Annotated in this window: 25 protein-coding genes, 1 pseudogene and 1 riboswitch; of the genes and pseudogenes, 5 read left to right on the top strand and 21 right to left on the bottom strand. The window is 49.0% G+C overall.

Annotation, left to right across the window (positions count from 1 at the left end):
- Window positions 1-8 precede the first annotated feature (8 nt).
- Both L6J37_RS12445 and L6J37_RS12440 read right to left on the bottom strand, forming a co-directional pair.
- Window positions 9-1,037: an adenosine deaminase gene (locus L6J37_RS12445; RefSeq protein ID WP_237795309.1), complete on the bottom strand. Its 1,029-nt coding sequence runs from the start codon at window positions 1,035-1,037 to the stop codon at window positions 9-11.
- A 103-nt stretch (window positions 1,038-1,140) separates the two neighbouring features.
- A riboswitch (purine riboswitch) is annotated at window positions 1,141-1,240 on the bottom strand.
- 212 nt (window positions 1,241-1,452) lie between these two features.
- Window positions 1,453-1,941 (bottom strand): hypothetical protein, encoded by a 489-nt coding sequence (locus L6J37_RS12440; protein ID WP_237795306.1) that lies wholly within the window; start codon window positions 1,939-1,941, stop codon window positions 1,453-1,455.
- Between the two features lie 163 nt (window positions 1,942-2,104).
- Between L6J37_RS12440 and L6J37_RS12435 the strand changes: the two genes are divergently transcribed.
- Together L6J37_RS12435 and L6J37_RS12430 are read left to right on the top strand one after the other, a co-directional pair.
- Entirely contained in the window at window positions 2,105-3,649 is a 1,545-nt protein-coding gene (locus L6J37_RS12435) for a bifunctional GNAT family N-acetyltransferase/carbon-nitrogen hydrolase family protein (protein WP_192014104.1), read from the top strand.
- 25 nt (window positions 3,650-3,674) lie between these two features.
- Complete coding sequence (locus tag L6J37_RS12430; RefSeq protein ID WP_237795304.1) at window positions 3,675-4,652, top strand: DUF2860 family protein; 978 nt, start codon at window positions 3,675-3,677, stop codon at window positions 4,650-4,652.
- A gap of 52 nt (window positions 4,653-4,704) precedes the next feature.
- On the opposite strand, the gene L6J37_RS12425 is transcribed toward L6J37_RS12430, so the two are convergent.
- The 4 genes from L6J37_RS12425 to trhO form a co-directional block, all read right to left on the bottom strand.
- A complete protein-coding gene (locus L6J37_RS12425; RefSeq protein ID WP_237795303.1) occupies window positions 4,705-5,364 on the bottom strand; it encodes a DsbA family protein in 660 nt (219 codons plus the stop codon).
- 124 nt (window positions 5,365-5,488) lie between these two features.
- The gene (locus L6J37_RS12420; RefSeq protein ID WP_192014108.1) at window positions 5,489-6,310 is read right to left on the bottom strand and encodes an arylamine N-acetyltransferase family protein; all 822 of its coding nucleotides are present in this window, start codon (window positions 6,308-6,310) and stop codon (window positions 5,489-5,491) included.
- A gap of 142 nt (window positions 6,311-6,452) precedes the next feature.
- Window positions 6,453-6,974: a peptide-methionine (S)-S-oxide reductase gene (locus tag L6J37_RS12415; protein ID WP_192014110.1), complete on the bottom strand. Its 522-nt coding sequence runs from the start codon at window positions 6,972-6,974 to the stop codon at window positions 6,453-6,455.
- A 351-nt stretch (window positions 6,975-7,325) separates the two neighbouring features.
- Window positions 7,326-8,306 carry an oxygen-dependent tRNA uridine(34) hydroxylase TrhO gene (gene trhO, locus L6J37_RS12410; protein WP_237795300.1) on the bottom strand — a complete coding sequence of 327 codons (981 nt, stop codon included), beginning with the start codon at window positions 8,304-8,306 and terminating at the stop codon, window positions 7,326-7,328.
- A gap of 358 nt (window positions 8,307-8,664) precedes the next feature.
- Between trhO and msrB the strand changes: the two genes are divergently transcribed.
- Window positions 8,665-9,111 carry a peptide-methionine (R)-S-oxide reductase MsrB gene (msrB, locus tag L6J37_RS12405; RefSeq protein WP_192014114.1) on the top strand — a complete coding sequence of 149 codons (447 nt, stop codon included), beginning with the start codon at window positions 8,665-8,667 and terminating at the stop codon, window positions 9,109-9,111.
- 29 nt (window positions 9,112-9,140) lie between these two features.
- On the opposite strand, the gene L6J37_RS12400 is transcribed toward msrB, so the two are convergent.
- The gene (locus tag L6J37_RS12400; protein ID WP_192014116.1) at window positions 9,141-9,425 is read right to left on the bottom strand and encodes a coiled coil domain-containing protein; all 285 of its coding nucleotides are present in this window, start codon (window positions 9,423-9,425) and stop codon (window positions 9,141-9,143) included.
- Between the two features lie 188 nt (window positions 9,426-9,613).
- Between L6J37_RS12400 and def the strand changes: the two genes are divergently transcribed.
- Window positions 9,614-10,129, top strand: coding sequence for a peptide deformylase (gene def, locus L6J37_RS12395; protein ID WP_192014118.1), 516 nt, complete (start codon window positions 9,614-9,616; stop codon window positions 10,127-10,129).
- Window positions 10,130-10,196: 67 nt separating this feature from the next.
- Here the strand turns inward: def and L6J37_RS12390 are convergent, their stop codons facing one another.
- A complete protein-coding gene (locus L6J37_RS12390; protein ID WP_192014120.1) occupies window positions 10,197-11,126 on the bottom strand; it encodes a DMT family transporter in 930 nt (309 codons plus the stop codon).
- A 141-nt stretch (window positions 11,127-11,267) separates the two neighbouring features.
- On the opposite strand from L6J37_RS12390, the gene L6J37_RS12385 reads away from it, so the two are divergent.
- A complete protein-coding gene (locus L6J37_RS12385; RefSeq protein WP_192014121.1) occupies window positions 11,268-11,759 on the top strand; it encodes a MarR family winged helix-turn-helix transcriptional regulator in 492 nt (163 codons plus the stop codon).
- 6 nt (window positions 11,760-11,765) lie between these two features.
- On the opposite strand, the gene L6J37_RS12380 is transcribed toward L6J37_RS12385, so the two are convergent.
- From L6J37_RS12380 to hisC, 13 genes and pseudogenes are all read right to left on the bottom strand, one after another.
- Window positions 11,766-13,082: a DUF2254 domain-containing protein gene (locus L6J37_RS12380; protein WP_237795299.1), complete on the bottom strand. Its 1,317-nt coding sequence runs from the start codon at window positions 13,080-13,082 to the stop codon at window positions 11,766-11,768.
- A gap of 197 nt (window positions 13,083-13,279) precedes the next feature.
- Window positions 13,280-13,813, bottom strand: coding sequence for an ASCH domain-containing protein (locus L6J37_RS12375; protein WP_237795298.1), 534 nt, complete (start codon window positions 13,811-13,813; stop codon window positions 13,280-13,282).
- A 39-nt stretch (window positions 13,814-13,852) separates the two neighbouring features.
- Window positions 13,853-14,683: a patatin-like phospholipase family protein gene (locus L6J37_RS12370; protein ID WP_237795297.1), complete on the bottom strand. Its 831-nt coding sequence runs from the start codon at window positions 14,681-14,683 to the stop codon at window positions 13,853-13,855.
- Between the two features lie 75 nt (window positions 14,684-14,758).
- Entirely contained in the window at window positions 14,759-15,478 is a 720-nt protein-coding gene (locus L6J37_RS12365) for an SAM-dependent methyltransferase (RefSeq protein ID WP_237795296.1), read from the bottom strand.
- Between the two features lie 21 nt (window positions 15,479-15,499).
- Complete coding sequence (locus tag L6J37_RS12360) at window positions 15,500-16,024, bottom strand: GNAT family N-acetyltransferase (RefSeq protein ID WP_237795295.1); 525 nt, start codon at window positions 16,022-16,024, stop codon at window positions 15,500-15,502.
- A 125-nt stretch (window positions 16,025-16,149) separates the two neighbouring features.
- Window positions 16,150-16,668: a hypothetical protein gene (locus L6J37_RS12355; protein ID WP_237795294.1), complete on the bottom strand. Its 519-nt coding sequence runs from the start codon at window positions 16,666-16,668 to the stop codon at window positions 16,150-16,152.
- A 95-nt stretch (window positions 16,669-16,763) separates the two neighbouring features.
- Entirely contained in the window at window positions 16,764-17,801 is a 1,038-nt protein-coding gene (locus tag L6J37_RS12350) for a S66 family peptidase (RefSeq protein WP_237795293.1), read from the bottom strand.
- 184 nt (window positions 17,802-17,985) lie between these two features.
- Window positions 17,986-18,834, bottom strand: coding sequence for an NAD-dependent epimerase/dehydratase family protein (locus tag L6J37_RS12345; protein ID WP_218385647.1), 849 nt, complete (start codon window positions 18,832-18,834; stop codon window positions 17,986-17,988).
- Between the two features lie 276 nt (window positions 18,835-19,110).
- Window positions 19,111-19,694, bottom strand: a pseudogene (locus L6J37_RS12340) (transposase); the annotation flags it as partial.
- Between the two features lie 106 nt (window positions 19,695-19,800).
- On the bottom strand, window positions 19,801-20,070 hold the full coding sequence (locus L6J37_RS12335) for a Txe/YoeB family addiction module toxin (protein ID WP_192014137.1): 270 nt from the start codon (window positions 20,068-20,070) through the stop codon (window positions 19,801-19,803).
- Window positions 20,063-20,317, bottom strand: coding sequence for a type II toxin-antitoxin system Phd/YefM family antitoxin (locus L6J37_RS12330; RefSeq protein WP_005526636.1), 255 nt, complete (start codon window positions 20,315-20,317; stop codon window positions 20,063-20,065). The genes L6J37_RS12335 and L6J37_RS12330 overlap by 8 nt, the downstream gene beginning before the upstream one ends.
- 705 nt (window positions 20,318-21,022) lie before the next feature.
- Window positions 21,023-21,796 carry an ABC transporter substrate-binding protein gene (locus tag L6J37_RS12325; protein ID WP_192014139.1) on the bottom strand — a complete coding sequence of 258 codons (774 nt, stop codon included), beginning with the start codon at window positions 21,794-21,796 and terminating at the stop codon, window positions 21,023-21,025.
- 33 nt (window positions 21,797-21,829) lie between these two features.
- Window positions 21,830-22,915, bottom strand: a complete 1,086-nt coding sequence (hisC, locus tag L6J37_RS12320) for a histidinol-phosphate transaminase (RefSeq protein ID WP_237795291.1) — start codon at window positions 22,913-22,915, stop codon at window positions 21,830-21,832.
- Between the last annotated feature and the right edge of the window lie 167 nt (window positions 22,916-23,082).

Below are 23,082 nucleotides of genomic sequence, written 5' to 3'. Positions count from 1 at the left end.
TAGTGATATTATGCCTTGCTATTAGCTGATGATTGTTCGCTTTGGAGGTAATTCAGTGTCATTCGGGTTAAACGCTGCTTCTCTTCCTCGCAGATAAAACTGGCCTGAATCGCATTGAGGGTAAACTGCGCGATCTCTTCCTGCGTCATAGGATGTGCATCGGCCACCGCCTGAAAATTATCTGTCATATACCCACCAAAATACGCCGGATCGTCAGAATTGATGGTGACACACAGGCCTTTGCGCAACAGTTCGACGATATTGTGATCTTTCATGTCTTCGAACACCTTGAGTTTTAAGTTCGACAGCGGGCACACGGTTAACGGCACCTGCTCCCGCACTAAACGCTCAACCAGAGCTGCATCTTCAACACAACGAATGCCGTGATCCACCCGGGTCGCCCCCAGCAGATCCAGGGTATTGGTAATATTTTCCGGTGGCCCTTCCTCACCGGCATGGGCTACGGTCAGAAAACCTTCTGCCAGCGCTTGCTGAAAGACCGCGTTGAATTTCTCCGGCGGATTGCCCTGCTCTGAAGAATCCAAACCCACTCCCACTATTTTGTCTTTATGCGACAACGCCTGACTGAGCGTGGCAAAAGCAGAGTCCTGATCGAGATGGCGCAGGAAACACATGATCAGCTGGCTGGAAATACCCAGTGTTTCCCTGCCCTGCTCCAGTGCGCGGTGAATGCCCTTCACCACAGTATCGAAGGCAATACCCCGCTCGGTATGGGTTTGCGGATCAAAGAAGATCTCTGTGTGTACCACGTTATCGGCTTTACAGCGCAACAGGTAGGCCCAGGTTAAATCGTAAAAATCCTGCTCGTGGATCAGTACGTTTGCGCCCTGGTAATAAATATCCAGAAAAGACTGCAAGTTGTGGAACTGATACGCCGCACGCACTTCATCAGGTGAATGAAACGGAATCGCAATCTGGTTTCTTTCGGCCAGTGCAAACATCAGCTCAGGTTCCAGCGAGCCTTCAATATGCAGGTGTAATTCCACTTTCGGTAAACCAGTAATAAAAGATGTCATAAGGTGCTCTTAATCAGGTTCTCAATACGTTGACTGGGATGATTAACAGCTTTTCTGCAGCAAAGGAGAATGGGTATTCCGACCATGACAAAGAGAAAAGCGATTAATCGACTTAACTCTTCGTAATCAGAATTTTACGGATTCTGGTAGAGACCCCCACACCCTATCAGTGGGGTTATACGAAGCGGGTTGTATCGGTTTACGCTAAACCGATGACCACAACGGGACAAACTTTCTCATATCATCTGCCGGCTTGCAAGCCGTGCCAGCCAACACCCGGTCTGCAAACCCATACAGGAAGGCAACTTATTACAGGTTCTGCTTACTGGTTTCTGGTTTCTGGTTTCTGGCAAAAATGACGGGAAAAACGTCACAATGGAAAATGCGCCCCGTTCGCAGAGGCGCAGCGGTAATATTACTCTTTCTCTTCTTTAGAAAATTCTTCGCTGGCTTTTTGCCAGGCTTCACTCAGGCTGTCATAGGCACCGGAAAAGCCTTCTTTGACATGATCCCAGGCACCGGCTGAGCTGCTTTTCATACTGCCATACCATTCAGCCAGTTTCACTCGCTGTTCCTGCATAGATTTGAGACTTTCTCTGGATTTCTCACGGGCTGCCTTATCCATATCATCCCAGTCGTCTTCTATCTGGGTCTGCAACTGCTCAATATGTTTATCCAGGCTGTCGATGCCCTCTTTCGTCGCCTTCATGGCTTCGTCTTTTTGCTCTGCGGAGTAGTTTTTCAGTGACTCCAGCAAATCCTTCGTTTCTTTGTTCACCTGCTCAGCTGATGTCACTGCTTCTTCTTTTTCGTGATGGGCCGCAGTGACTACACCAGGCAACAGCCCGATAGACACCACTAATGCACATACTGAGGCATAACGACGAACTACACTCACTTTCATATTTCCTCCAAGCGTCGTGATATGAATGAAAAATCAGACCTAAAGTATGGTTGATCCCGAATAACATTGTGTTCATTCACTGTCAGGATACGGTTCACTGGCGAATCCTAACGGATGTTCCATACTTTATAGCACTGGTTTCAACAATGAAAAACAATAAGTTATGGATGAGAACAATAGCACTTTATTGAATCTGCGCACCATTGAGCCTTCTGACTTTAAGCAACTTGCTGCATTGGAAGATCTGGTTTTTCCTGATGTGGGCGGTGCCTGGCCAAAATCTACCATTCAAGGGCTGGTCAAACATTTTCCCGACGGGCAAATCTGCATTGAGGACAAGGGAAAAATCATTGCCGCAGCACTGACCATTAAAGTCAGCTACAACCGCTATTCCCTGAACCACACGTATCTGGATATAGTCGATGCCAACAATGTGGCCTGTCACAACCCGAGTGGAGATGCGTTGTATGGACTGGACGTATTTGTCCATCCTGATTATCGCGGCCTTCGCTTAGGGCGTCGCTTATACGAAGCCCGTAAGGAGCTCTGCCGGGCCAACAACCTCAAAGCCATTCTTGCCGGCGGACGCATTCCGGGTTATCACAAGTATGCGGATGAAATGCATGTTTCTGAGTATATTGCCAAGGTCAAACGCCGTGAAATTCATGACCCGATACTCTCGTTTCAGCTTGCCAATGATTTCGATGTAAAACGCCTGATGAACCGTTATCTCCCTGAAGATGCGAAGTCCAAAGGCTATGCCACATTGCTTGAATGGGACAACATTTTCTACGAAGAAGATATCTCGATCCATCAAACCGAAAAAACACTGATAAGGTTGGGCATAGTGCAGTGGCACATGCGTCGGGTCGTGTCGGTCGACGACCTGATGAATCAGGCCGAGTTTTTTGTTTCTTCTTTATCCAAATATCAGTCCGATTTTGCATTGTTCCCTGAGTTTTTTAATGCGCCGCTGATGGGGTTAGCCAGAGACAAAGACTCGGTTGAGGCCATTCGCTATCTCAGCCAGTTCACTGAAGAAATCCGTCAGCGATTTTCTCAGCTGGCTGTCACGTATAACATCAACATCATTGCCGGCAGTATGCCTTACCTGAAAGGTGACAAGCTATATAACGTCTCATACCTGCTGCACAGAGACGGGGACATTGACGAGCAATATAAAATTCACATCACGCCTCACGAAGTCAGAGACTGGGTCATAGACGGAGGCGATAAAGTCAAAGTCTTCGACACCGATGCCGGGCGGATTGGTATTCTGATTTGCTACGATGTCGAGTTTCCCGAACTGGGCAGGCTGCTGGCCGATCAGGGAGTCCAGATTCTGTTTGTCCCTTTCTGGACAGATACTAAAAACGGCTATCTGCGGGTACGTATATGTGGTCAGGCGCGGGCGATTGAAAACGAGTGCTATGTCGCGCTGGGTGGCAGCGTCGGCAACCTTCCCCGGGTCGATAATGTTGACATCCAATATGCCCAGTCTGCAGTGTTTTCTCCCTCCGATGTGTATTTCCCGCACGATGCGATCATTACGGAAGCCAATGCCAATACCGAAATGATTATTTTCGCCGATGTCGACTTGTCAAAATTAAAACTGTTGCACAACGAAGGCTCTGTCACTAACCTAAAGCATCGGCGCTTGGATCTTTATAAAATGAAGACAAAAAAGCGTAACAAAAAGAAACATTAACCAATGTTTTTCACAGGAAGTGGCCATGTTACGAACTATTCGACAGACAGTGCTCATTCTTGGAGCACTGTCTGCTTTTTCCGTTTCAGCTCAGAGTGCTGTCAAACCCGGCTTGTCAGGTAATGTCAGTATTAACCTGGGCTGGTTTAAGAACGACTCCCACCTGAGCACCGAGCAGTCTTCCGTACTCAGTTCACTGGACGAATCCGGCACGGACGAAGAAAAAAATCTGCCCCTGCCCATGTGGGATTTACAGCTGGGTGTCACACCAAATACTGCGCTGTATTTCAAATCAGCACTGGGGGGTATGGCGAGCAGTTTATATATGCAGGCTGGCCTTACTCAGTATTTGAGCGATGGCTCCAGCTTAGGCATTGGCGTTATTCCCGGCTTTTTTGACAACGAAGTGTGGGATGACCCTTTTCTGACCGGAGCACCAAGACAGGAAACCAAGCGCTCAATCCGGGGCGCAGTGCTGGACTATAACCGCATTGCGGGAACCAATGTGTCACTGGAGCTGGCTGCGGGTAAACGAAAAATCGACGATGAGCGCAGCGGAACCAGCTATAGCTCGGCGACACAAGACGCGCTGGTTCGTGAAGGCGATCTTTTCTATGCCGCACTGAGTCAAAAACTGGATTTAAATCGTCAGTTTGGTATCGACTGGAAAATTCACTACATCGATGACAGCGCGGAAGGTAGTGCGATAGCGAACAATCGCTATGGTGTTGAGCTGACAGCCCGGCAACGGATCGATCGCTATATTGTGATGCTGGGTGCCAGTGCGGCATGGATTGACTATGACGAGGCCCATCCCATTTTTAACCAGATCCGGGATGACAACCAATACGGTTTTTCCGCAACATTGATCTACCTGGCCCCGTTTAACTGGCGAAACGCCAGTGCTATTGCCCGGGCTGGATTCGATAACCTGACATCCAATATTGATTTTTATGAAGAAACTCAGAACCTGTACAGTATAGGGCTGGCCTATTCGTTTTAATCACATTACACACGATGGCAGCCTGCGCTGCCATCGTGTGATTCATAACCGGCTAGCTTTTTTTCGCAAACCACCCTTTCATTACCGACTTGGCGTTTGCCCATTTAAGCTTATCCTTGATGTCATTCAGTGTGGTCAGTTCATTCTGATAGGCAACCGCAATCGGCCAGCGCTGGCCTTCCACTTCCAGAACCAGTGAAGGAAAGCCCGACACACCCAATGCTGCCGCGTGTTCTATGTCTTCCTGAAGTAATGCGTCAACCTCAGCACCGGTAATGTCTGTCATGAAACGCGCAACGTCCAAACCCAGCTCAGCTGCCAGTCTGGCGTGGGTCTGGTAGTCAGAAGGATTCATTGCTCTCAGGTAATAGGCCTGCTGAATCGCCTCTGTCATTGTATACTCCTGTCCCTGTTTTTTTGCGGCAAGAACAGCCCGACAGGCAGGGTACGTCGACCGGCGCGGCTGGCACTGTGTCCAGAATTCATGATTAAATTCCGTCCCAAGCTGGCTGGTTATCCGACGCCAGGTCAGCTGCAACATTTGCTGCATCTCTTCCGGCATGGGCTGATCACTGTCAGGAGCCAGGCCACCCAACACACAGCGGATTTCCACACCAGCCGGTAACTGATCTTTGAGCCGCTGAAAAGCAGGACGATAACCCCAGCACCAGCTACACATAGGATCATGAACGTAATACAAAATAGCGCTCACACATTTCTCCTGACTGAGGCTTATAATAAAATTTCTAACCGTTCATTCTAAAGATATCATGGCTATACGCCAGCTTTATCTGGAATTATACCGCTCTGCTTTGATTGCTTCTGCTTATCGGCGATTACTGCTTCTGACGTATCTTAGCCATTTGATGTGAATACAAGGTTGCAGCATCCTGTTCTGTTAACTGTAAATTAAACTGCGTGGTCAGAAGCTGATATAACATGGTGCCGTCACTGATATCGACAGTTCTCTCTTGCCCTGTCTTATCTTCATATTCAAAGTAGGTCAGGTTTCGGATCAGATACCGCCGATTCTCAAGAATCCGCGATACCACCAGATGATTCACAAATACGGCGTCAGGAGCTTGATGACTGTAAAAATGGCTGATTGTGCAATCCGATTCCAGGTATTCTGCAAAATCAAAGCGATACAGTGTTACTACTTCATCAGAGTTTGTGGCCATCACCAGCATGCCGCCACGGTTGTCTGATTCCACGCTGTACTGGTATCTGACATCAGGCTGAGGCAGGTTGGTATCCAGGGAAATAATCTGTCTTGGGTTCATTATCCCGAAGCCGGCATCAATCAGATACTGCTTATCGCGCAGGGTGAGTAAGGTTAAGCGATGAGAACGACCATTGTCCGGGTTACCGTTGAGCATCACACGACCAATCAGAGGGCGGACATCAAAGCCCAGCTGTTTCAGCACCAAAAATAAGACCTTGTTGTGCTCGAAACAATACCCGCCGCGGCGTTGCACTACCAAACGATGAAACAAAGCGTCTGGTTCCAGGCTTAAATCATGCTTCAGAATAACATTCGTACTGGAAAACGGATAACGTGCCAAATGGGCAGCTAGCAGAGATTGCAGCCATTCCAGGCTGATTTGCGGCTCATTAATACCCAGGCTTTGCAGATATTGATCGATGAGGTTTTTCATTTAATCGCTCCGTTGAATCAGATTTGATAACGCCACGATAAAACCTCAGGTTAACTTGAGGTCAAGCATTAATTTATTGCGAAGACCTCTGGTGCCGCTCATCACAAACCCGCTGAATCAGTGCACTGCCCGGTTTTTAGTGTCACTTTATATCGACAGGTAACTGCTCCAGCACATGCCGTTTCCTATCGTCAACGCGATCACTGAACTGACTCAGTAAAATGCTGAGTTTCGGACTGATACGCATCTGACAAAAAGGTTTCTGCGGATTGCTGTAAAAATAATTCTGGATTTCATGCCGTGATGGCTGAAACGCATCAAAGCGCAGGGCCTGCGTTAAGATAGGCTGTTCGAATTCCGGTTGAAGAGCTTTGAGACAAACCTGTGCGGCACGTTGCTGGTCAGGACTGAACGCATAAACAGCCGAGCGGTATCTGTGGCGCAAGGCATGGTTCGACGTACAGCTGTGAGTATAAAGGTGAATCTGAATCAGGGTATAAAGATCGATCCTGGCAGGATCAAAGCGTAATAAAATCCCTTCAGACATCTCTTCGTGTCCCTGAGCTGACAACCAGCCCTGATCGACTTCGCCAACGCCTTTCAGCGACCGAAACACAGCCTCCGTACACCAATGGCAACTTCCGCCCAGACCGACAGTTTCCATCCAGTGCCTCCTGCTTTATCCATTCGACTTTGGTAATTGGACTCCTTCAGGCAGGAAATGGTTTCACCGACAGTAGCATCTTGCCGATTTCTCTGCGCAATTTATGTAATCAAATGTTGCACTCGCTGCGACAGCCAGCCATTTTTCGCCGATAGAACAACACAGTAGCAGGCCGAAATGACTCTGGCGGGAAGCAATCAACAACCGTCTCTGAAACGGTTAGCAGGCTGGAAAGTAAAGAGGTTTCAGCACTGTGCTCTATTGGCCGGATGAGCACTTTATGGTCTGACGGACTACAGGAAGGCTGTCCCCGGGCAAGGCTGCCCGGGGATGTGTTCTTTTCTAATGCAGTTAACGCTGTTCGCGCTGCTGTTTCTTGCGTGTCAGCTTTTCCTGCCGACGGGCTTCGATAATATTTTTAGCATCACCGCCAACGTGTTGTTCACCACGCTGTGCTGCCAGCTGAACCTGCTTCTCACGCTCGCGAAAACAGGCTTTCTGCTCGTCAGAATGTTTATCAAAACATTTCGGGCAGCTTACGCCTTTTTCAAATTGCACACTCTGCATATCCTGCTCTGTGATCGGTAAACGGCAGGCGTTACACATGTCATAAGAGCCTTTTTCCAACTGGTGATTTACTGTGACACGGCCATCAAAGACATAGCACTCGCCTTCCCACAAACTCTCTTCGGCAGGCACCTCTTCCAGGTATTTCAGGATACCGCCTTCCAGGTGATAAACCTCATCAAAACCCTGCTCTTTCAGGTAAGCGGTGGATTTTTCGCAGCGGATACCCCCGGTACAGAACATCGCCACTTTCTTGTGTTTAGCCGGGTCCAGGTTCTCTTTCACGTACTCCGGGAACTCGCGGAAAGTCTCTGTCTTCGGGTTGACAGCGCGTTTGAAAGTGCCTACTTCGATTTCATAGTCATTACGGGTATCGACGACGAAAACGTCCGGGTCAGCAATCAGCTCGTTCCAGTCTTTTGGCTTCACATAGGTGCCGACAACATGGCGAGGGTCAATACCCTCTACACCCATGGTCACTATCTCTTTCTTCAACTTAACCTTTGAGCGGTTGAACGGTTGATGATCGTCGAATGACTCTTTGTACACTATGTCTGTTAAGCGAGAGTCCGTCTTAAACCAGGCCTGCAGAGCGTCAATGTTTTCGCGCTTGCCGGCAACTGTGCCGTTAATACCCTCTTTAGCAAGCAGTAACGTACCGCGAACCTGATTCTCTTCCATCAGGTTCTGTAATGGCTCACGAAGGGCTTCAAAATCTTCCAGTGCAACAAACTTATACAGTGCACAAACTACATATTGGGACATCGTTTTTCCTCAGTGCGGACTGGATCGTAAATCCAGAGCATTGTTCTATACATCAACGGGTAGCGTTTGCTGACCCTGCTACTTGTTCTCGCAGCAATACCCAGCCAACCAGTTTCAGGCTGATACCGGCTGGCCAAAAGACTCGTCATTCACAGTTTTACTATGACTGCACCTACAGACAGCATACAAAAGTGAATAAGCGCGGCATTATAGCCAAGTCTGTCCGCATAAAACACACATTTAGAATATGGTTAATTTATACGGTTATCTCGGGTCTATACCTTTGAGGGCGCTTTTCTTGAAATTCTTGAACTATGGCCCTATCTATAAAACCACATCTAGTTAGTTGGAGAACGACATGCTCACTTGGGAAAAAGTTATTGAACACGCAACCAAAGGCGATATCGTGCCTCCCCGCCGCGTTGAAAAGGCCGAAGAGGAATGGCGCCAGCAACTGACTGACGATGAATACTACATTACGCGCCAGAAAGGTACGGAAAGACCGTTTAAGTCAGAAATGTGTGAATTGTTCGAGCCGGGGGAATACGCCTGTGTCTGTTGCGGCAATATGCTGTTTGACGCCGGGGAAAAATTTGACTCCGGTTCAGGCTGGCCATCTTTCACACAACCGGTAAGCGTCAATGCTATCAATTATCTGATGGACACCTCGCACGGCATGCAGCGAATTGAAACCGTCTGTGCTGTCTGCGATGCTCATCTCGGTCATGTCTTTCCTGACGGCCCGGCACCCAGCGGACTGCGGTACTGCATGAATGCCGTTGCCCTGAAGAAAGTCAGTCTGTAACTACACTTGCCCGATACCAGTCGGGCAAGTTATTTATATTTATCCCAGGCTGCCCTGAACGCTTTTTTCATTGAATCAAACGCTTCTTCAGCACCCTGCCGTAATTCTCCCCATGCCTCTTCGCTGGCATGTTTCACTTCGTCCAGTTTCTTTTCCGCTTCTGCTTTTCTGGTTTTCAGTTGTTGAATTTCATCACGATATTTTTCTTTCAGCTCTGCGCCTGAGTGCTGAGCTTTTGCTTCTAATTTGTCGATTTCTGCATTGATCTCTTTCATTTGTGCGCTGAGCTTTTCTACAAATGCTTTTCTGTCCATCTCATACTCTCTCAAAGTGGGTGGCTCACAGTTGCGGCCAGTGAATCGTAGATAAATGAATTGCAGATATAAGCATAGTTGCTTAACAGCGTTCTGTTAGTGTCATTCCGGAATATAAAAAAGGAATCCTTGCAGTACATGCCTGATAACGCTATAACCCATCCATAAACGACTCAGGGAGAACAAGGATGATCATCGCGCAGTTAGGCAATCCGATACTACGCCAGCAGGCGAAAGCCCTGTCGACTGAACAATGGAAAGAATATGCCCCCTTTTTTACTGACTTAGCATCTCTGATGCTCAGCCACCAGGGAGTAGGTATTGCAGCCCCGCAGGTCAGTGAATCACTGCGTGCTTTTATCGTTGCCTCTTCTCCGAATGCCCGTTACCCGAATGCGCCGACCATGACGCCAACGCTGATGCTCAACCCTGAGATTTACTGGATGAGCGAGGAGATAGAAAAAGACTGGGAAGGTTGCCTGAGTATCCCCGGTATTCGCGCGCTGGTACCGCGTTCCACCAGAATAAGTGTTGGTTACGAACAGCTTGATGGGCAAAAAGTCCGCTGTGAGTTATCTGGCTTCATCGCGCGGATATTCCAGCATGAGTTAGACCACTTAAACGGTATCGTTTTTCTTGATCGTGCAGACTCGCACGATTACGCCACTGAAGACGAGTACCGTCGGCAACTGGGACTGAACTGAAAGAAGCGGCCTAAGCCGCTTCTTATTCATGATCTGCTATCTTCTCGCCTGGTTTTTCCGTATTTGTCTATTGCTGCCTGACAGAAGCCGAAGGATTATTCTGCTGGTGACTCGCTTTCTTCTGGCCTGGCTTTTCTTGTTGACCATCCAGTGCCGAAGCAGTAATCCGGGTTGGTTTGGCGGGTTTCTTCATGAATAGCAATGCCATCAGGATCAAACTAATTCCCGCCCATTGCAAGAGCCCAAGGCTTTCTCCGACCAGTCCAATACCCAGCAAGACAGCAGTAACCGGGTTTATCAACGAGAACATCGACATCACGTTCGGGCCGAGTTTTTTCACTGAACGTACCCAGGCCCAGTAACCAAATGCAGTGTTCAGTAATACCAGCCACAACAGACCGGGTATCGCATCCACAGGCAGCGCAACCGGCGCGCCGGCCACGAACCAAGCGAAGGGAATCAGCATCATGCCGCCAAGGACGAGCTGCCAGGCGGCAAAGCTCAGCGCATCGTTAACCGGCCATCGTTTCATCCAGATAGCGGACTGCGAGACCAGAGCTGTGCCAGCCAGAGCGGCCAGGGTGCCAATCGGATCCAAATCTGCAGACGGGTTCAGCAATAAGCCCACTCCAATTAAACCCAGTATCGCTAACACCACTGAGCGAGGGTCCGGTTTTTTACCTTCACCTATCCACTGCAGTAGCATCATCTGCAACGGCATCGTTGCCCCCAACGTACCGGCGACAGAGCCAGGTAAGCGGTAAGCAGCGATAAAAAGTAACACAAAGAATGCGGCAATATTGCAAAAGCTCAGCAAGGTCATGCGACTCCAGCTCAGCGGCGGCAGCTTTGGTCGTAGCAAAAGCAACACCAGTCCGGCAGGTAAAGCCCGCCACACAGCCACCCAGTAAGGAGACATATCTTGCAGAAACAGGCTGACGGCAGCATAGGTGCTACCCCACAACATTGGCACTAATAACGCGAGCAGATAGTTCATTTCACTTCCCTTTAAGAATCTTCATATCAAATATCTTTGCATAAAGATAAATTAGTGGCTATTTGCCTTTTAATCAAGTATCTTTTTCGAAAAGTTAATGACATATTTTTGACTCAATGAAGAACGGACAAACACAACCCTATGCAAGATCATGTCGATAAACTATTGATTCAATGGCAGGAACACCGGCCAGACTTGGATTGTTCTCCTATGGGGATCATTGGCCGCATGTATCGGGCCCACAGAATAATGACGGACAGCATCAATGACGTGTTCAAAGGCTACGGGCTGAGCCAGGTTGAGTTTGATATTCTGGCCTCGCTGCGCAGAGCTGGCGAACCCCTTACGCCAACCCAGCTTTATCACACCGTGATGCTGTCTTCCGGGGCGATGACAGCCCGGCTGGATAAGCTGACCGACAGAGGGCTGATCTACCGGCAGCCGAGTGACGATGACAGACGCAGCTGTAAGGTGTCGTTAACAGAAGCAGGACAGGCTCTGGTCGACAAAGCCGTCACAGCCCATGTTGCCAATGAGCATCAGATGCTGACGGCCTTAGACAAAGATGAGCAGGCCCAGCTAGCGGGATTATTGCGAAAATGGCTGTTGGCTAACGAGTCAGCATTGAAGTAACCTCAATCAGCATTGACGCATTTCATCCTGTATCGCCTGAAACCGCTGTTCAATGTCTGCCAGATCCTGTGGTTCATTCAGGCAATCCTGACTGGATCGCAGGATCATTTCGGCCTGACGACAAACGGCACTTTGCTGCTCACGCGTTCTGCAGTAACTGGCAATCCGGCCAAGGCTTTCAAGCAAACGGATGGTAACCGCCGTATCGGATTTGCCGTGCTGGCGGATCTGTTCAAAAGCGGCGTTGAGTATCCCGGTAAAAGTCAGAGGCGGTTCTTCCAGTCGCAGCTGGCCGTCATCGCCATACCATCGCGCGGGATGAAATGACCGGCCAGTCAGGGTGCAAAGTACTGCACTGAGTCTGTCAACGCAGGTCATGGCAGTAAAAGGATCATTGATACCCGGTGACAATGCTCTGACGGCCACTTCCACCAACTGATGAACAGCGAATTCAGGATCTTGTTCCGGGGTACGCAATTTCCCGACAATCATGCAATCAAGAAGCTGTGTATCCAGACCGTCTTCCGGCTCAGTGTCAGACCGCACGACAGCGATTGAGCTACCTTTTACGACAAATGCCCCGGCTCTGTAACCCAATTCAATCCGGCAATCAAACTGCTGGGCAAGCTGACATAAGCACTGTCTGTCTACGGCTTGCAGGTAACCTTCACTGTCCGCCGCGACCACATGATGAAACATGCCGGTTGGATTGCGATCACTCTGAAAAGGTTCAGGATCAGACTCACCGAGTTCATCAGGGAAAAAATGCTCAATGTACTGATTCAGCTCCTCATACACACCATTGACGACGTTATCCGCCTGAATCGAAGTCGCCACATGGTGAATGAAATAAATCAGAACCGCGACATTGAACAGGGCCAGTAACAAAGCCAGATTGACCGCAATGCGAGGCACGAACACATCACCGTTGGAATGGGTCACACTGCTTAATACCAGCAGACAATAGATGAACGTCGCGATAAAGGTGCCAAGCACGTACTGATTACCCGGATCGCGCATGAAATTTCGCAGTAAACGGGGACCAAACTGAGAGGAAGCCAGCGTTAATGCCACTATGGTGATAGAGAAAGCCACCCCGGCCACCGTTACCATGGAACCTGCAATCGTAGAAAGGACACTGCGTGCTCCCTCTGCACCTCCCGTGAAGCCGATATCAGGCAAAACCAGAGAGAAGTGCACCAGTTGATGATCCAGAGTAACTACAATCCGGGCCAGCCCGACGGCAATAATCACCATCATGGCAGGGACGAACCAGAAACTGCTCCTTACCGCTTCCCAACGATTAAACCAGTGTGTTTTCATGCCTGCCCTGCCGTGAAGTGAAATCACCTGACTTGCCAGACAGCCTCGTGCGTGTATCAGCAACAACCCTGGAGATCAGCTGGCAAAAATGGCGGGCACATACGTCTGCCCGCTGTGATAAAGATAGCAGAGCAGAAAAGCAAACCACTGATATCAGGCTTGATGTCAGCGCGGCTTACGGCAGTTCATTGCAGAGATCAGGCAGGTTTCGCCCAAACGGTTCGAAAATGTTCCAGCACCAGCACAGTGTCCTCGCTCATCTCAATAGCCAGCTCTTCGCACTCGGTGCTGAAAAACTGCCAGTGGGCATCCCGCCACCAGCTCAGCGACTTATCACCTTCTCCTTCAGCCGCCGCGAACTCAGCGGTCACATCTTTAAACCGGGCTTCTGCCACCCGGGTAATTTGCGTGATCGCGACCGGAACGCCCTCCCAGTCAGTGACCACCTGCAAATGGCCGACCTGCGGCATTGGCTCCGGTTCTTCTGCACCGCCAGCCAGATACCAGTATTTCATACTGCAACTGGCTTGCTTTTCTCCTTTTCGTACCAGTTCGGCACAAATGTCTGCATTGTCTTTGTCTGCACAGAAATAATCTGCGCTGACACTTGGAATGGCCGGTATTTCAGCTTCCGGTAAAGTCACCAGATAAGCCGACAGGCAGTCTGCCGCCTGGGGAGAAAGCTGAAACTGTTCCGCTAATGTTGCCGGTGCAAAGTTGTTAAAAATCATGATGTCCCTGTCGTTGTTAACTGTGTGCTCGGTACAGGCTTATCGTCCGGCGAGTGCCGCCGCTAATCCCATCTGATAGCCGGTATCTAACCGTTTTTTGTCTGTGGTAATACGGCCGACATCAAACTCTGCCGGCGGTGCTATAACATGAATGCGGCAGTCTTGAGGCGGGTTCTCAATAAACTCAATGGCGCTATTGTAATTGTCGGCACGCTTCATCATCACCCGCGCCAGCTCAGGGGTATCTGCCAGCATACGACGAAGAAACCAGCTCGTTTTGCTGGTTTTCTTCCGGTAGCCCAGCGGGCGTGACAAAATCACCGTGATTTCTCTGGCACCCATTTGATAGGCTTTGATGACGGGAATGGAATCGGCGACCCCACCGTCGGTCATGGCGTCGCCATTCAGCAGCGGATAATCCCGGTACGCGACCGGCACAGAGCAAGAAGCTTTAAGCAATTGTTCAAGATTATCTGCCGTGGCTTGGGTATAAACCGCCTCTCCGCTAGAGACTTGGGTGGTGACCACGTACAAAGGAATGGGTTGTGCGTCGAAAGCATCCAGATCCAAGCGTATTTCATTGATGGTGATCTGCCACAACCAGTCGAGATCCAGCCAGTGCCCGCCGCGAATAAATTTACGTAAACTGATAAATTCCGGGCGGCAGGAATAATCCGTGATCACTTTGTAATTACGGCCATGCTGATTTGCCAGCCAGGCTGCAAGATTGGTAGAACCCGCCGAGACACCGATGCAAAAATCAAATGGCCGGTAATGTTGCTCTAGAAAGCCATCCAGCACACCGGCGGCAAAAATGCCGCGCATCGCACCGCCTTCGACAACCAGAGCTTGTGATTCTGCCACTGCCATCCCTCTCTCCTTTCAAGCCAGATTTGACTAAGCGACTGGCCATTATGCAGCCAGTGCTTATGCCACAGGTTCAGATTAACCCTTGTCCTTGATGAACAAATAGAAACCAAATCCCATCGTGTCGCGGCCAAACTGGTGGTAATACGCGTTCCACTCGCGAACCGCATCACGCTTTTGACGCGCTTTGTCATCCTCTGGATTGGCCATCACAGCACGTTCTGCTTTCAGGCGAAAGCAACCTTCAAAATGATCCCACTCGTCCTGATTACTGGTGGCCGCATACACAGTGGCCAGGCCGTGAGACTCGGCGACCGACATGTTGCCCTGGTGATCGTAATAAATACCAATCGGCTCACCAATGAAGTCCAGATACGCCTGGGCCGGTGGCTGCTTCCAATAACCTTCGCCAATCAGCAGTTGACCATGGGGTTTCAGCCATTGCTGCATTTGAGTCAGTGCTGCCGGATAACCCGCATCCCCTTCACCAAACGCATGGGTCGATCCCATACAGATAGCCACGTCATACTGTATCGCGAACGGATAGTCGTTGGCATCAGCTACTTCGAATTTCACGCGATCGGCCAAGCCCAAGGCTTCTGCTTTCGCATTCGCGGCGGCAATACAAGTCTCAGAAATATCCAGTCCGAGACAGTGTGCCCCTGTCGCACTGGCAAGACGCAGTAAAAATTCCCCTTCCCCGCAACCAATATCAATAACATGGCTGTCAGTGTGGAGATTCAGTAGGTCGATCAGTCGATGTGCTTTTTCGAGGCTGAGTGGGCTATTAAATAACATCCAATGTCCTTATCTCACGATTTACCCTGCAACAGGCTGTTTCGGGGTATCCAGTATCAGCTGGTAGAAATCCAGATCCAACCAGCGCTCAAATTTATAGGCCGCTTGCTTTATCGTGCCGGAATATTCGAACCCCAGCTTTTTGTGCAAGGCAATGCTGCCAGTGTTTGTCGAATCTATACCGCCAACCAGCACATGGTAATTCTGCTCTCGGGCTGCCTGAATCAGGGCATCCATCAGCTTTCGCCCCAAGCCTTTACCCTGGTGCTGCGGATGAATGTACACAGAATGTTCAACAGAATATTTAAACGCAGCCCATGCGCGGAAGGTGCCGTAACTGACAAACCCCATCAGCTCACCGGCATCATTTTCAATACCAATCACAGGAAACTGATTGGCCGTTTTGGTGGCAAACCAGGTTTGCATGATGTCCATCGTACGGGGCTGATATTCGTAAAGTGCGGTGGTGTTAAGAATGGCATCATTGAAAATTGCCAGAATGGCTTCGCCATGTTTTTCATAGGTACAATGAACAAACTGCATCATCCCTCCTGATGCTCACAATACTCGGCAATCATTGCCTTCAGTCAGGCAAATACTTTACCACTAACTTTTCCAGCGTTAAGCGAAAATTTCAGCAAAACAGCCAAGTTGCAGGCAAAAGCCATGGATTAAACTGCAGCAACCAGATAATTGGCCGCCAATAAAAGCAGTAAAGAGATCGCAATTAACCAGGCTGAGAATACAATCTCATGGTAAGCCTTAATCAGCAGCGCGTTTTTATGCTGATTGCTCTGATGTAACAACTGCCAGGTTTCGTAACAGCGAACCACGGCCAGATGAAGATTGTCATTCGCACCTTGTTGCTTCATTCCTTCCAGCCAGTTGTTGGGTAAATGCACACCATACACATCGGCCGGCCTGAGCAGGCGAAACAGAAAACTCCAGGCAGATATCAAACCCAGATAGGTCACGGTCACGGCAATAACTGCCAGCCAGGCGATGGCATGCTGAGGCGGGACAAACAATGAAGAAGCAATAAATACCAGAACGGTAAACCCTGCGATGACAGCGGAATGCAACCCAAGCAGACGGGCCGCTTTTTCTTCAAGATACCGGGCGCGGCACTGTTCGTCTGATAAAGCCGTGCGAACATGGTGATACAGCACGGCCATGTTGTCTTCTCTCATAGCATCAAGGCTTACCTGTTGGCTGTAAATCCGTTCCTGAGAGTATAGACGCTACGGCAAGCCACGAAGTATCAGTCACTTGCCATTCTTCTGGATCAGCTTAATGTCTGATGAACCCAAGCCTGTCCTTCAGCTACATGAATCTCTGCAACAGCACCGTTCATTAATGGCATATTGGGTGCCAGATGGCCGATGTCAGCGTTCAGGATGACAGGTACTGAAAGATCGCCCAGCACTTGCTGAATAACCTGAGAATGTGACAGTGATTTGCCGTGACTCAGCGGCGAACCATCCCGACCGAAAATGACCCCGTTGACGGCATCAAACACACCATTGAATTTCATTGCCATCAGCACGCGGGCCATCGCGGTTGGCGATAACTCGGCGTTTTCCAGAAACAGAATCAGGCCGTCCTGAGCATACTGCATTTTCATCTGCGGCAGATTCAGGTACTCGGTACCTGATATCAGGCCTATGGTATCGAGGCAGCCACCGATCAGACGGCCCGAAAACGCGACCGATTTCGCTGCATCGTTTGCCGATAACACCGTCCATTGCGTTGGCTGAGTGAAAGCGAATTGTGCCTCGGGATCCTTGCCATAATTGGCCGAGGCCAGCTCATAGCAGGACGATTGCTGTAACCTGACAGATTCACCGACAGTCAGGCTCAGCAAAGAAAATATTGCGCTATTGAGCGGATCCGTCACAGCAGGATGAAGCTGCATCAGATTCGCACAATGCAGGCTGGCCCAACCGCAGCGAGCCGTTAAGACAGACGAGATAGTGCTGATATCTGAAAAGCCAATCAGCCATTTAGGTTTGGCGTGACGCAGTAAGTCCAGATCCAGCAATGGCAACAGTTCCATCGCCAGTTCACCTCCCCAGGGCGGCAGGATGGCATCAACGCGATCATCCAGCAAAAACGCCATCAATTCTCTGGCCCGCATTGGCGCCGGAGCACTGACATGGCCGGCATTTTCCCGTAAGCAGTGCCCTTCCAGCACCTTAAAGCCTCTGTCCCGCAACCCCTGGATAACCAGATCGAGACGTGCATGACAATCTTCAGGCACACCTGCCGATAATGCTGTTACTGCTATTGTACTACCGGGAACCAGTGGGGAAGGATAACGCATGGAGCCTCTCTTAACCGCATATAACAAAAGCCCACACACTACGCCGGAAGGAAATTAAATCAAGTCAATTCAATAAGTAACAGATGACATAATAACATTTTCTCAACGTTGTACTGATCGCAGATCAATAAAAAGCAAGTGTTCACTTATCCCGGCATCACTGAGTGTGCCGGTCAAACAAGTATTATGGGAGGTCATGGGCCGGCGTTATCCGCGTTTGAGACAGGTAGGCTGACAGGCTGTTGAACGGCTCGAAATCCGGGCTGATCGGCACGCTCACATTCATGGTTTCAACTTCCAGTACCTCTTCGCCGTATTGTTTGAGAAAGCTTGGCAATGACAAGCATTTCACCCCCTCCGCCCAACCGTATTTCACCAGCATGTCAGCCAGGTTTTCAGGGCTGTAGCGCTTTTCCTCAGCCAGAAAATAAAACGGCGCCAGCGTGTCCTTCTCAATTAAGGTCACGTGAAAAGCCGCCAGATCATCAAGATGAGCGGCATAATACAGGCCGTAAGACGGGATCAGGACAGGAATGCGAAGGCTTTCGCGACGATTCAGTGAAGTATGAATCGGGCATTCGTGACCACCGTACACCAGAGTAGGCACAAAAACGGGTGTCCAGCTCAGTTCTATGGCTTTCTTCAGCACCGGAACCTCTTTTTCTGCCGCAGTCAGGGACTCAAACTGGAGTTCATCGGGTGAACATTCATCGGCGCACCCAAACACTTCGATACCTGATGTATACAGCTTTCTGGCATTCGGTTTCGCAAAGCGCTCTATGCTGTCCATCAATACCGAAAAATCCGGTGCCTGCTTTTCCTGCGCATAAGGTGCCATAACAGGTCTGGCACAGCAGATCACGGCATCAAATTTCCCTGCCATGTGTTCATCCTGCAAAGCAAGCGGGATAGCCAGCGGGTTATCCTGCTCAGGATGCTGACTGAGCGCAAAGACCTGATAACCGTGATCTATCAAGTGCCGGACCACATAGCATCCGAGCACCGAATTGCCCCCTGCGACTAAGACCTTCATTTCTCCTCCTTGTCTGTTCGGTATGCCAAACATGCCTGTTTGCACACGCTAAAAAACGTTCTGTTTTCCTGTCCTTAAGTTATAAGCATAGTCGGTTGAGGTAAAGGCTTTGGCTTTGGGGGAATAGGAGGATTTCTCTGGATCTGATGAGCTGTCTGAGTTTGAAGGTATGTCGCGCTTGAGTCCGGCGCTTATCTCACCATTATCTGACGCGCGCCAGTTACTCTTTGTGGGTGCAAAGAGTAACCAGAAAACACCTTTTGTTCTTTGCTGTGGTCCGGGTTGCTTCGACATTAACCCTGCCTCTTTCATCAGGTTACGCACCTTGAAACGACCAACCTGATATCCCAACTCCTGCATCATTGACTTTAGCGATCGGCTACCAGCGGAACCACGGCTCGCCTTGAACAAGCGACGAAGTTCACTTCGAAGCTTCAGTCGCTCGCAATCGACATTACGAATTCGAGCCTTATACTCATAAAAACAGGACGTGGAAATATTGAAAGCGGAGCAGACCAGTTCAGTGGATTCTTGCTCTCTTAACTGGTCTATCAGGGCGTACGTTCGAACTCGTCCGCCATCAAGAGAGCTGTGGCCTTTTTTAAAATCGCTTTTTCGCGTTCTAGCCGGTTGATGCGAGCTTCAAGCTCTTGGATCTTCTGCTGCTCAGGAGTCAAAGCCTTGTTGCTGGGAGTCTTACCACCACGCTCAGCCTGGAGTTGACTGACCCACCGGCGGAGCACTGTTTCCCCAACATCTAAAGAGCGGCTGGCTTCAGCGACCGAATAGCCTTGATCCAATACCAGACATGCAGCTTCCAGTTTGAACTCAGCAGTAAATGAGCGACGCTTTCTTGTCATTAAACACCTCTTTCTTTGGTGGCTACTTTACCACCTAAAATGGTGTCCGGGTTCATTAAACCACTACATATCCTTATTTGTTAGATGCCAGGTCGCTGAACCTTATTTAGTAGTGGTAACGACACGAAATTATCGTTATCGCTTGATCATCGACTGCATAAACAAGCCTGTTAGTGTCATCAATACGACGAGACCAAAAACCAGATAAGTTCTCTTTTAACGGCTCTGGTTTACCGATGCCCTCAAATGGGGAGCGCTTAACTTCATTGATGAGTTTATTGATGCGCTTGAGTGTTTTCTTGTCTTGAGTTTGCCAATACAGGTAGTCATCCCAAGCGTCATCAGTCCACGATAGTAAATGTTGACTACTACTCATCAATTAACTCTCGTGCAGTTGTTTTACCTGCACGGTACTGTGCTATCGAACGGTTTAGGTGTTCAGCGTTTTGAGGAGAGCGTAGTAAGTGAACTGTCTCCATAAGGCTATTGTAGTAGTCTAAAGACATAACTACAGCATCTTCAGAATCACGGCGTGTAATAACTGTTGTATCAGCGTCATTAACTACACCGTCCAAAACAGCTTTGAGACCATTTCTAGCTTCAGTAAAAGATACGATTCTCATAAGAACCTCCACATGTACATTTAATGGGACAAGTATAGTCTTCATCAATCTACTTGTACAGTAAATTGAACATGCAATATTGATAAGGCACATAACATTTTATTCAACGACACCATGTCGTATAACTCTTTTAATCAGAAGCCACTTTAGTGTTTGATCATATTAAACTAACTGCGCATTACCATATAAATATATCAGCAAGATACACGACAGCATGTCGTATATCTTACTCAAACTACTTATGCCACCCTATTGATATTCTTTACTTTTTTGTATTTCATGACTTACCCCAAACAATCAGTGTTTATACACTTGTAACTCAGAGACATCAGTCACTTTCTCCGTGCAAAGATGCCGCAGACATGCGAATACCCACCCAGCCTTAGAAATCGCACTCGCTTTATGAATTCCCGCCTGACGCGGGCATGACGGCCTAGTAACGTACTTTGATGGTACATAATCAGGGAAAAATTCAGGACGAATTTTTAGGTTGTCGGCGCCGGGAGCGCCTACAACCGGCCCGGACAATACCAAAGAACAACAAGGCATTTCTGGGTACGCTTTGGGCTGACAAAGAGTACCTGTGGCTTATCAGACAATGTCAAATAAGCCACAGAATCAAATACGCGACAAACTCACCCAACCCCAGCGCAAAAAAAATCCGAAGCAACCGCTTCGGATTTTTCAGAGAGTAAACGGAAACCCTTACTCACCGTAAATATCAAACTTAAAGTACTTACCGGCAATACGGTCATAGGTACCATTTTCACGGATAGCCTGAATCGCTTTGTTGAATTTATCCGCCAGAGCTTTGTCTGTTTTACGCAATGCCAGGGCTGTTCCCTCGCCAATGTAGGCTTTGTCTGTGACCGCTTCACCGACAAACTCGAAATTCTGGCCTTGCTCTTTTTCCAGAAAAGCCAGCGCAAGCTGATCCGAGTTACCAAAGGCGGCATCGAGACGGCCGGTAGTTAAATCCAGATACACTTCGTCCTGCCCTGTGTAACGCTGAATTTTCGCTACATCGCCATACATGTCAGTGACATAACGGTCATGAATAGTGCCCAGCTGAACACCGATCTTTTTCCCTTCCAGGCCGGCTTTATCTATGCTGATACCAGCATCGCTACGAGCAACAAACCGGGCCGGAGTCTGATAATACTTGTCGGTAAACAATACCCGCTGCTTACGTTCCTCTGTGATACGCATGGAAGCCATGATTGCATCTGACTTACGGGCTAACAGCGACGGAATCAAACCGTCCCAGCTCTGCGTTACCCAAACGCAGTCCAGTTTCGCTTCCTGGCAGAGTGCATCGGCAATTTCAATATCAAACCCTTTCGGGGTGCCATTCGCGTCTTTGTAGTTAAATGGCGGGTAAGTAAAATCGGATGCTAAACGTACCGGTTTATCCGCAGCCTGAACATTCGCCATCATTGCTGTTGCCAGGATCAGACCCAGACCTAGTTGCTTTTTCATTGTTGTCCCCTCTTACACTGTCGTGTTTATTCTTTAATTTAATGGATACTCTTTTAACGCATCCAGTGTTTCCTGCATGCTGTTTCGGGTACCGATAGAAATACGTACACAGCGAGCCAGTCGTGGATCATGAGCCTGATTACGGGTCACTATGCCTTTTTGCAGCAGGTACTGATAGAGGCAATCGTCGGTACTGAATTTAACCAGCACAAAATTGGTGGAAGACGGATACACCTTCTCGACGAAAGCCAGCCCTGCCACTTCCTCAGCAAACCAGTTTCGAATGGACACCAGCTCATCCGCCTGACGACGCATGGCCTCAAGTCCTTCTTCCTGGAGTGCTTTTTTGGCGACCAGCGCACTTGGATCCGCTATCGGATAAGGAGGAATCAAGCGTGCAACATAATCCATCACACTCGTGTCAGCCAGTAAAAATCCTACTCGGATCGAGGCCAGTCCGAACGCTTTGGACAGGGTGCGAATCACAACAAGATGCGGATACTCGGCTATCAGATTCACCACACTGGTGTGCGGCGCGAACTCAATATAGGCCTCATCAACCACCACCAGGGTGGAGTCTTTGCTCGCTTCAAGCAAAGCCACAATTTGCTCGTGAGGGATAACGTTACCTGTCGGATTATTAGGCGAACATAAAAACAGAATTTTACTGTCTTTCAGATAAGGGGTAATCGCCTCAACATTCAGACTGAAATCCTCTGCCAAAGGCACTTTCACTGTGTTCACTGCAATTGAATCGGCACAGAACTCATACATTGCATAAGTGGGAGGGCAAACAATGATTTGATCATTACCCGGCTGGCAAAACGTCCGAATCAATAAATCGATCCCCTCATCGGCCCCGCGAACCGCCAGCGATTGACATTGCAGCGCTGCGCCACCTAAGACATTTTCGCTGTATTCCAGATACGCTTTTTCAATAACGTGCGGAAGAAAATCAGGGTAGCGATTGTAACTCTCTGATTCGCCGTAACGCTCACTCTGCTCCAGCTCGTTGGCGTTAAGCCAGATATGTCCTTTCCCGCCAATGCGGCGAGCAGACTGATAGGGTATGAGGTTTTTTACTACCTCTGGAACTAATTTCGTAGCTAGCGACGTCACAACACACCTCTTCGCAATGCATGAATAACAAAATTAAGCCCAGATTTATGATTAAACATTCAACCTGAGAATCTTTATATTTTCCGTTTACATAAATTAAACAAATAAATTTGAAATAAGAATCGAAAAGTAGGCATACTAGCCATGAGAAAAACGCATGGCTTGAG

Source organism: Photobacterium sp. WH77, from assembly GCF_022014395.1.
GTDB classification, from domain to species: Bacteria; Pseudomonadota; Gammaproteobacteria; order Enterobacterales; family Vibrionaceae; genus Photobacterium; species Photobacterium arenosum.
Note: the sequence above shows the minus strand (reverse complement) of the source record. Positions and strands in the feature narration are given on the sequence as shown.

Excerpts from the sequence above, each read along its gene's own strand:
- L6J37_RS12445 (WP_237795309.1), bottom strand. The coding sequence starts at position 1,037 with ATGACATCTTTTATTACTGGTTTACCGAAAGTGGAATTACACCTGCAT.
- L6J37_RS12440 (WP_237795306.1), bottom strand. The coding sequence starts at position 1,941 with ATGAAAGTGAGTGTAGTTCGTCGTTATGCCTCAGTATGTGCATTAGTG.
- L6J37_RS12435 (WP_192014104.1), top strand. The coding sequence starts at position 2,105 with ATGGATGAGAACAATAGCACTTTATTGAATCTGCGCACCATTGAGCCT.
- L6J37_RS12430 (WP_237795304.1), top strand. The coding sequence starts at position 3,675 with ATGTTACGAACTATTCGACAGACAGTGCTCATTCTTGGAGCACTGTCT.
- L6J37_RS12420 (WP_192014108.1), bottom strand. The coding sequence starts at position 6,310 with ATGAAAAACCTCATCGATCAATATCTGCAAAGCCTGGGTATTAATGAG.
- L6J37_RS12415 (WP_192014110.1), bottom strand. The coding sequence starts at position 6,974 with ATGGAAACTGTCGGTCTGGGCGGAAGTTGCCATTGGTGTACGGAGGCT.
- trhO (WP_237795300.1), bottom strand. The coding sequence starts at position 8,306 with ATGTCCCAATATGTAGTTTGTGCACTGTATAAGTTTGTTGCACTGGAA.
- msrB (WP_192014114.1), top strand. The coding sequence starts at position 8,665 with ATGCTCACTTGGGAAAAAGTTATTGAACACGCAACCAAAGGCGATATC.
- L6J37_RS12400 (WP_192014116.1), bottom strand. The coding sequence starts at position 9,425 with ATGGACAGAAAAGCATTTGTAGAAAAGCTCAGCGCACAAATGAAAGAG.
- def (WP_192014118.1), top strand. The coding sequence starts at position 9,614 with ATGATCATCGCGCAGTTAGGCAATCCGATACTACGCCAGCAGGCGAAA.
- L6J37_RS12390 (WP_192014120.1), bottom strand. The coding sequence starts at position 11,126 with ATGAACTATCTGCTCGCGTTATTAGTGCCAATGTTGTGGGGTAGCACC.
- L6J37_RS12385 (WP_192014121.1), top strand. The coding sequence starts at position 11,268 with ATGCAAGATCATGTCGATAAACTATTGATTCAATGGCAGGAACACCGG.
- L6J37_RS12380 (WP_237795299.1), bottom strand. The coding sequence starts at position 13,082 with ATGAAAACACACTGGTTTAATCGTTGGGAAGCGGTAAGGAGCAGTTTC.
- L6J37_RS12375 (WP_237795298.1), bottom strand. The coding sequence starts at position 13,813 with ATGATTTTTAACAACTTTGCACCGGCAACATTAGCGGAACAGTTTCAG.
- L6J37_RS12370 (WP_237795297.1), bottom strand. The coding sequence starts at position 14,683 with ATGGCAGTGGCAGAATCACAAGCTCTGGTTGTCGAAGGCGGTGCGATG.
- L6J37_RS12365 (WP_237795296.1), bottom strand. The coding sequence starts at position 15,478 with ATGTTATTTAATAGCCCACTCAGCCTCGAAAAAGCACATCGACTGATC.
- L6J37_RS12360 (WP_237795295.1), bottom strand. The coding sequence starts at position 16,024 with ATGATGCAGTTTGTTCATTGTACCTATGAAAAACATGGCGAAGCCATT.
- L6J37_RS12355 (WP_237795294.1), bottom strand. The coding sequence starts at position 16,668 with ATGAGAGAAGACAACATGGCCGTGCTGTATCACCATGTTCGCACGGCT.
- L6J37_RS12350 (WP_237795293.1), bottom strand. The coding sequence starts at position 17,801 with ATGCGTTATCCTTCCCCACTGGTTCCCGGTAGTACAATAGCAGTAACA.
- L6J37_RS12345 (WP_218385647.1), bottom strand. The coding sequence starts at position 18,834 with ATGAAGGTCTTAGTCGCAGGGGGCAATTCGGTGCTCGGATGCTATGTG.
- L6J37_RS12335 (WP_192014137.1), bottom strand. The coding sequence starts at position 20,070 with ATGAGTAGTAGTCAACATTTACTATCGTGGACTGATGACGCTTGGGAT.
- L6J37_RS12330 (WP_005526636.1), bottom strand. The coding sequence starts at position 20,317 with ATGAGAATCGTATCTTTTACTGAAGCTAGAAATGGTCTCAAAGCTGTT.
- L6J37_RS12325 (WP_192014139.1), bottom strand. The coding sequence starts at position 21,796 with ATGAAAAAGCAACTAGGTCTGGGTCTGATCCTGGCAACAGCAATGATG.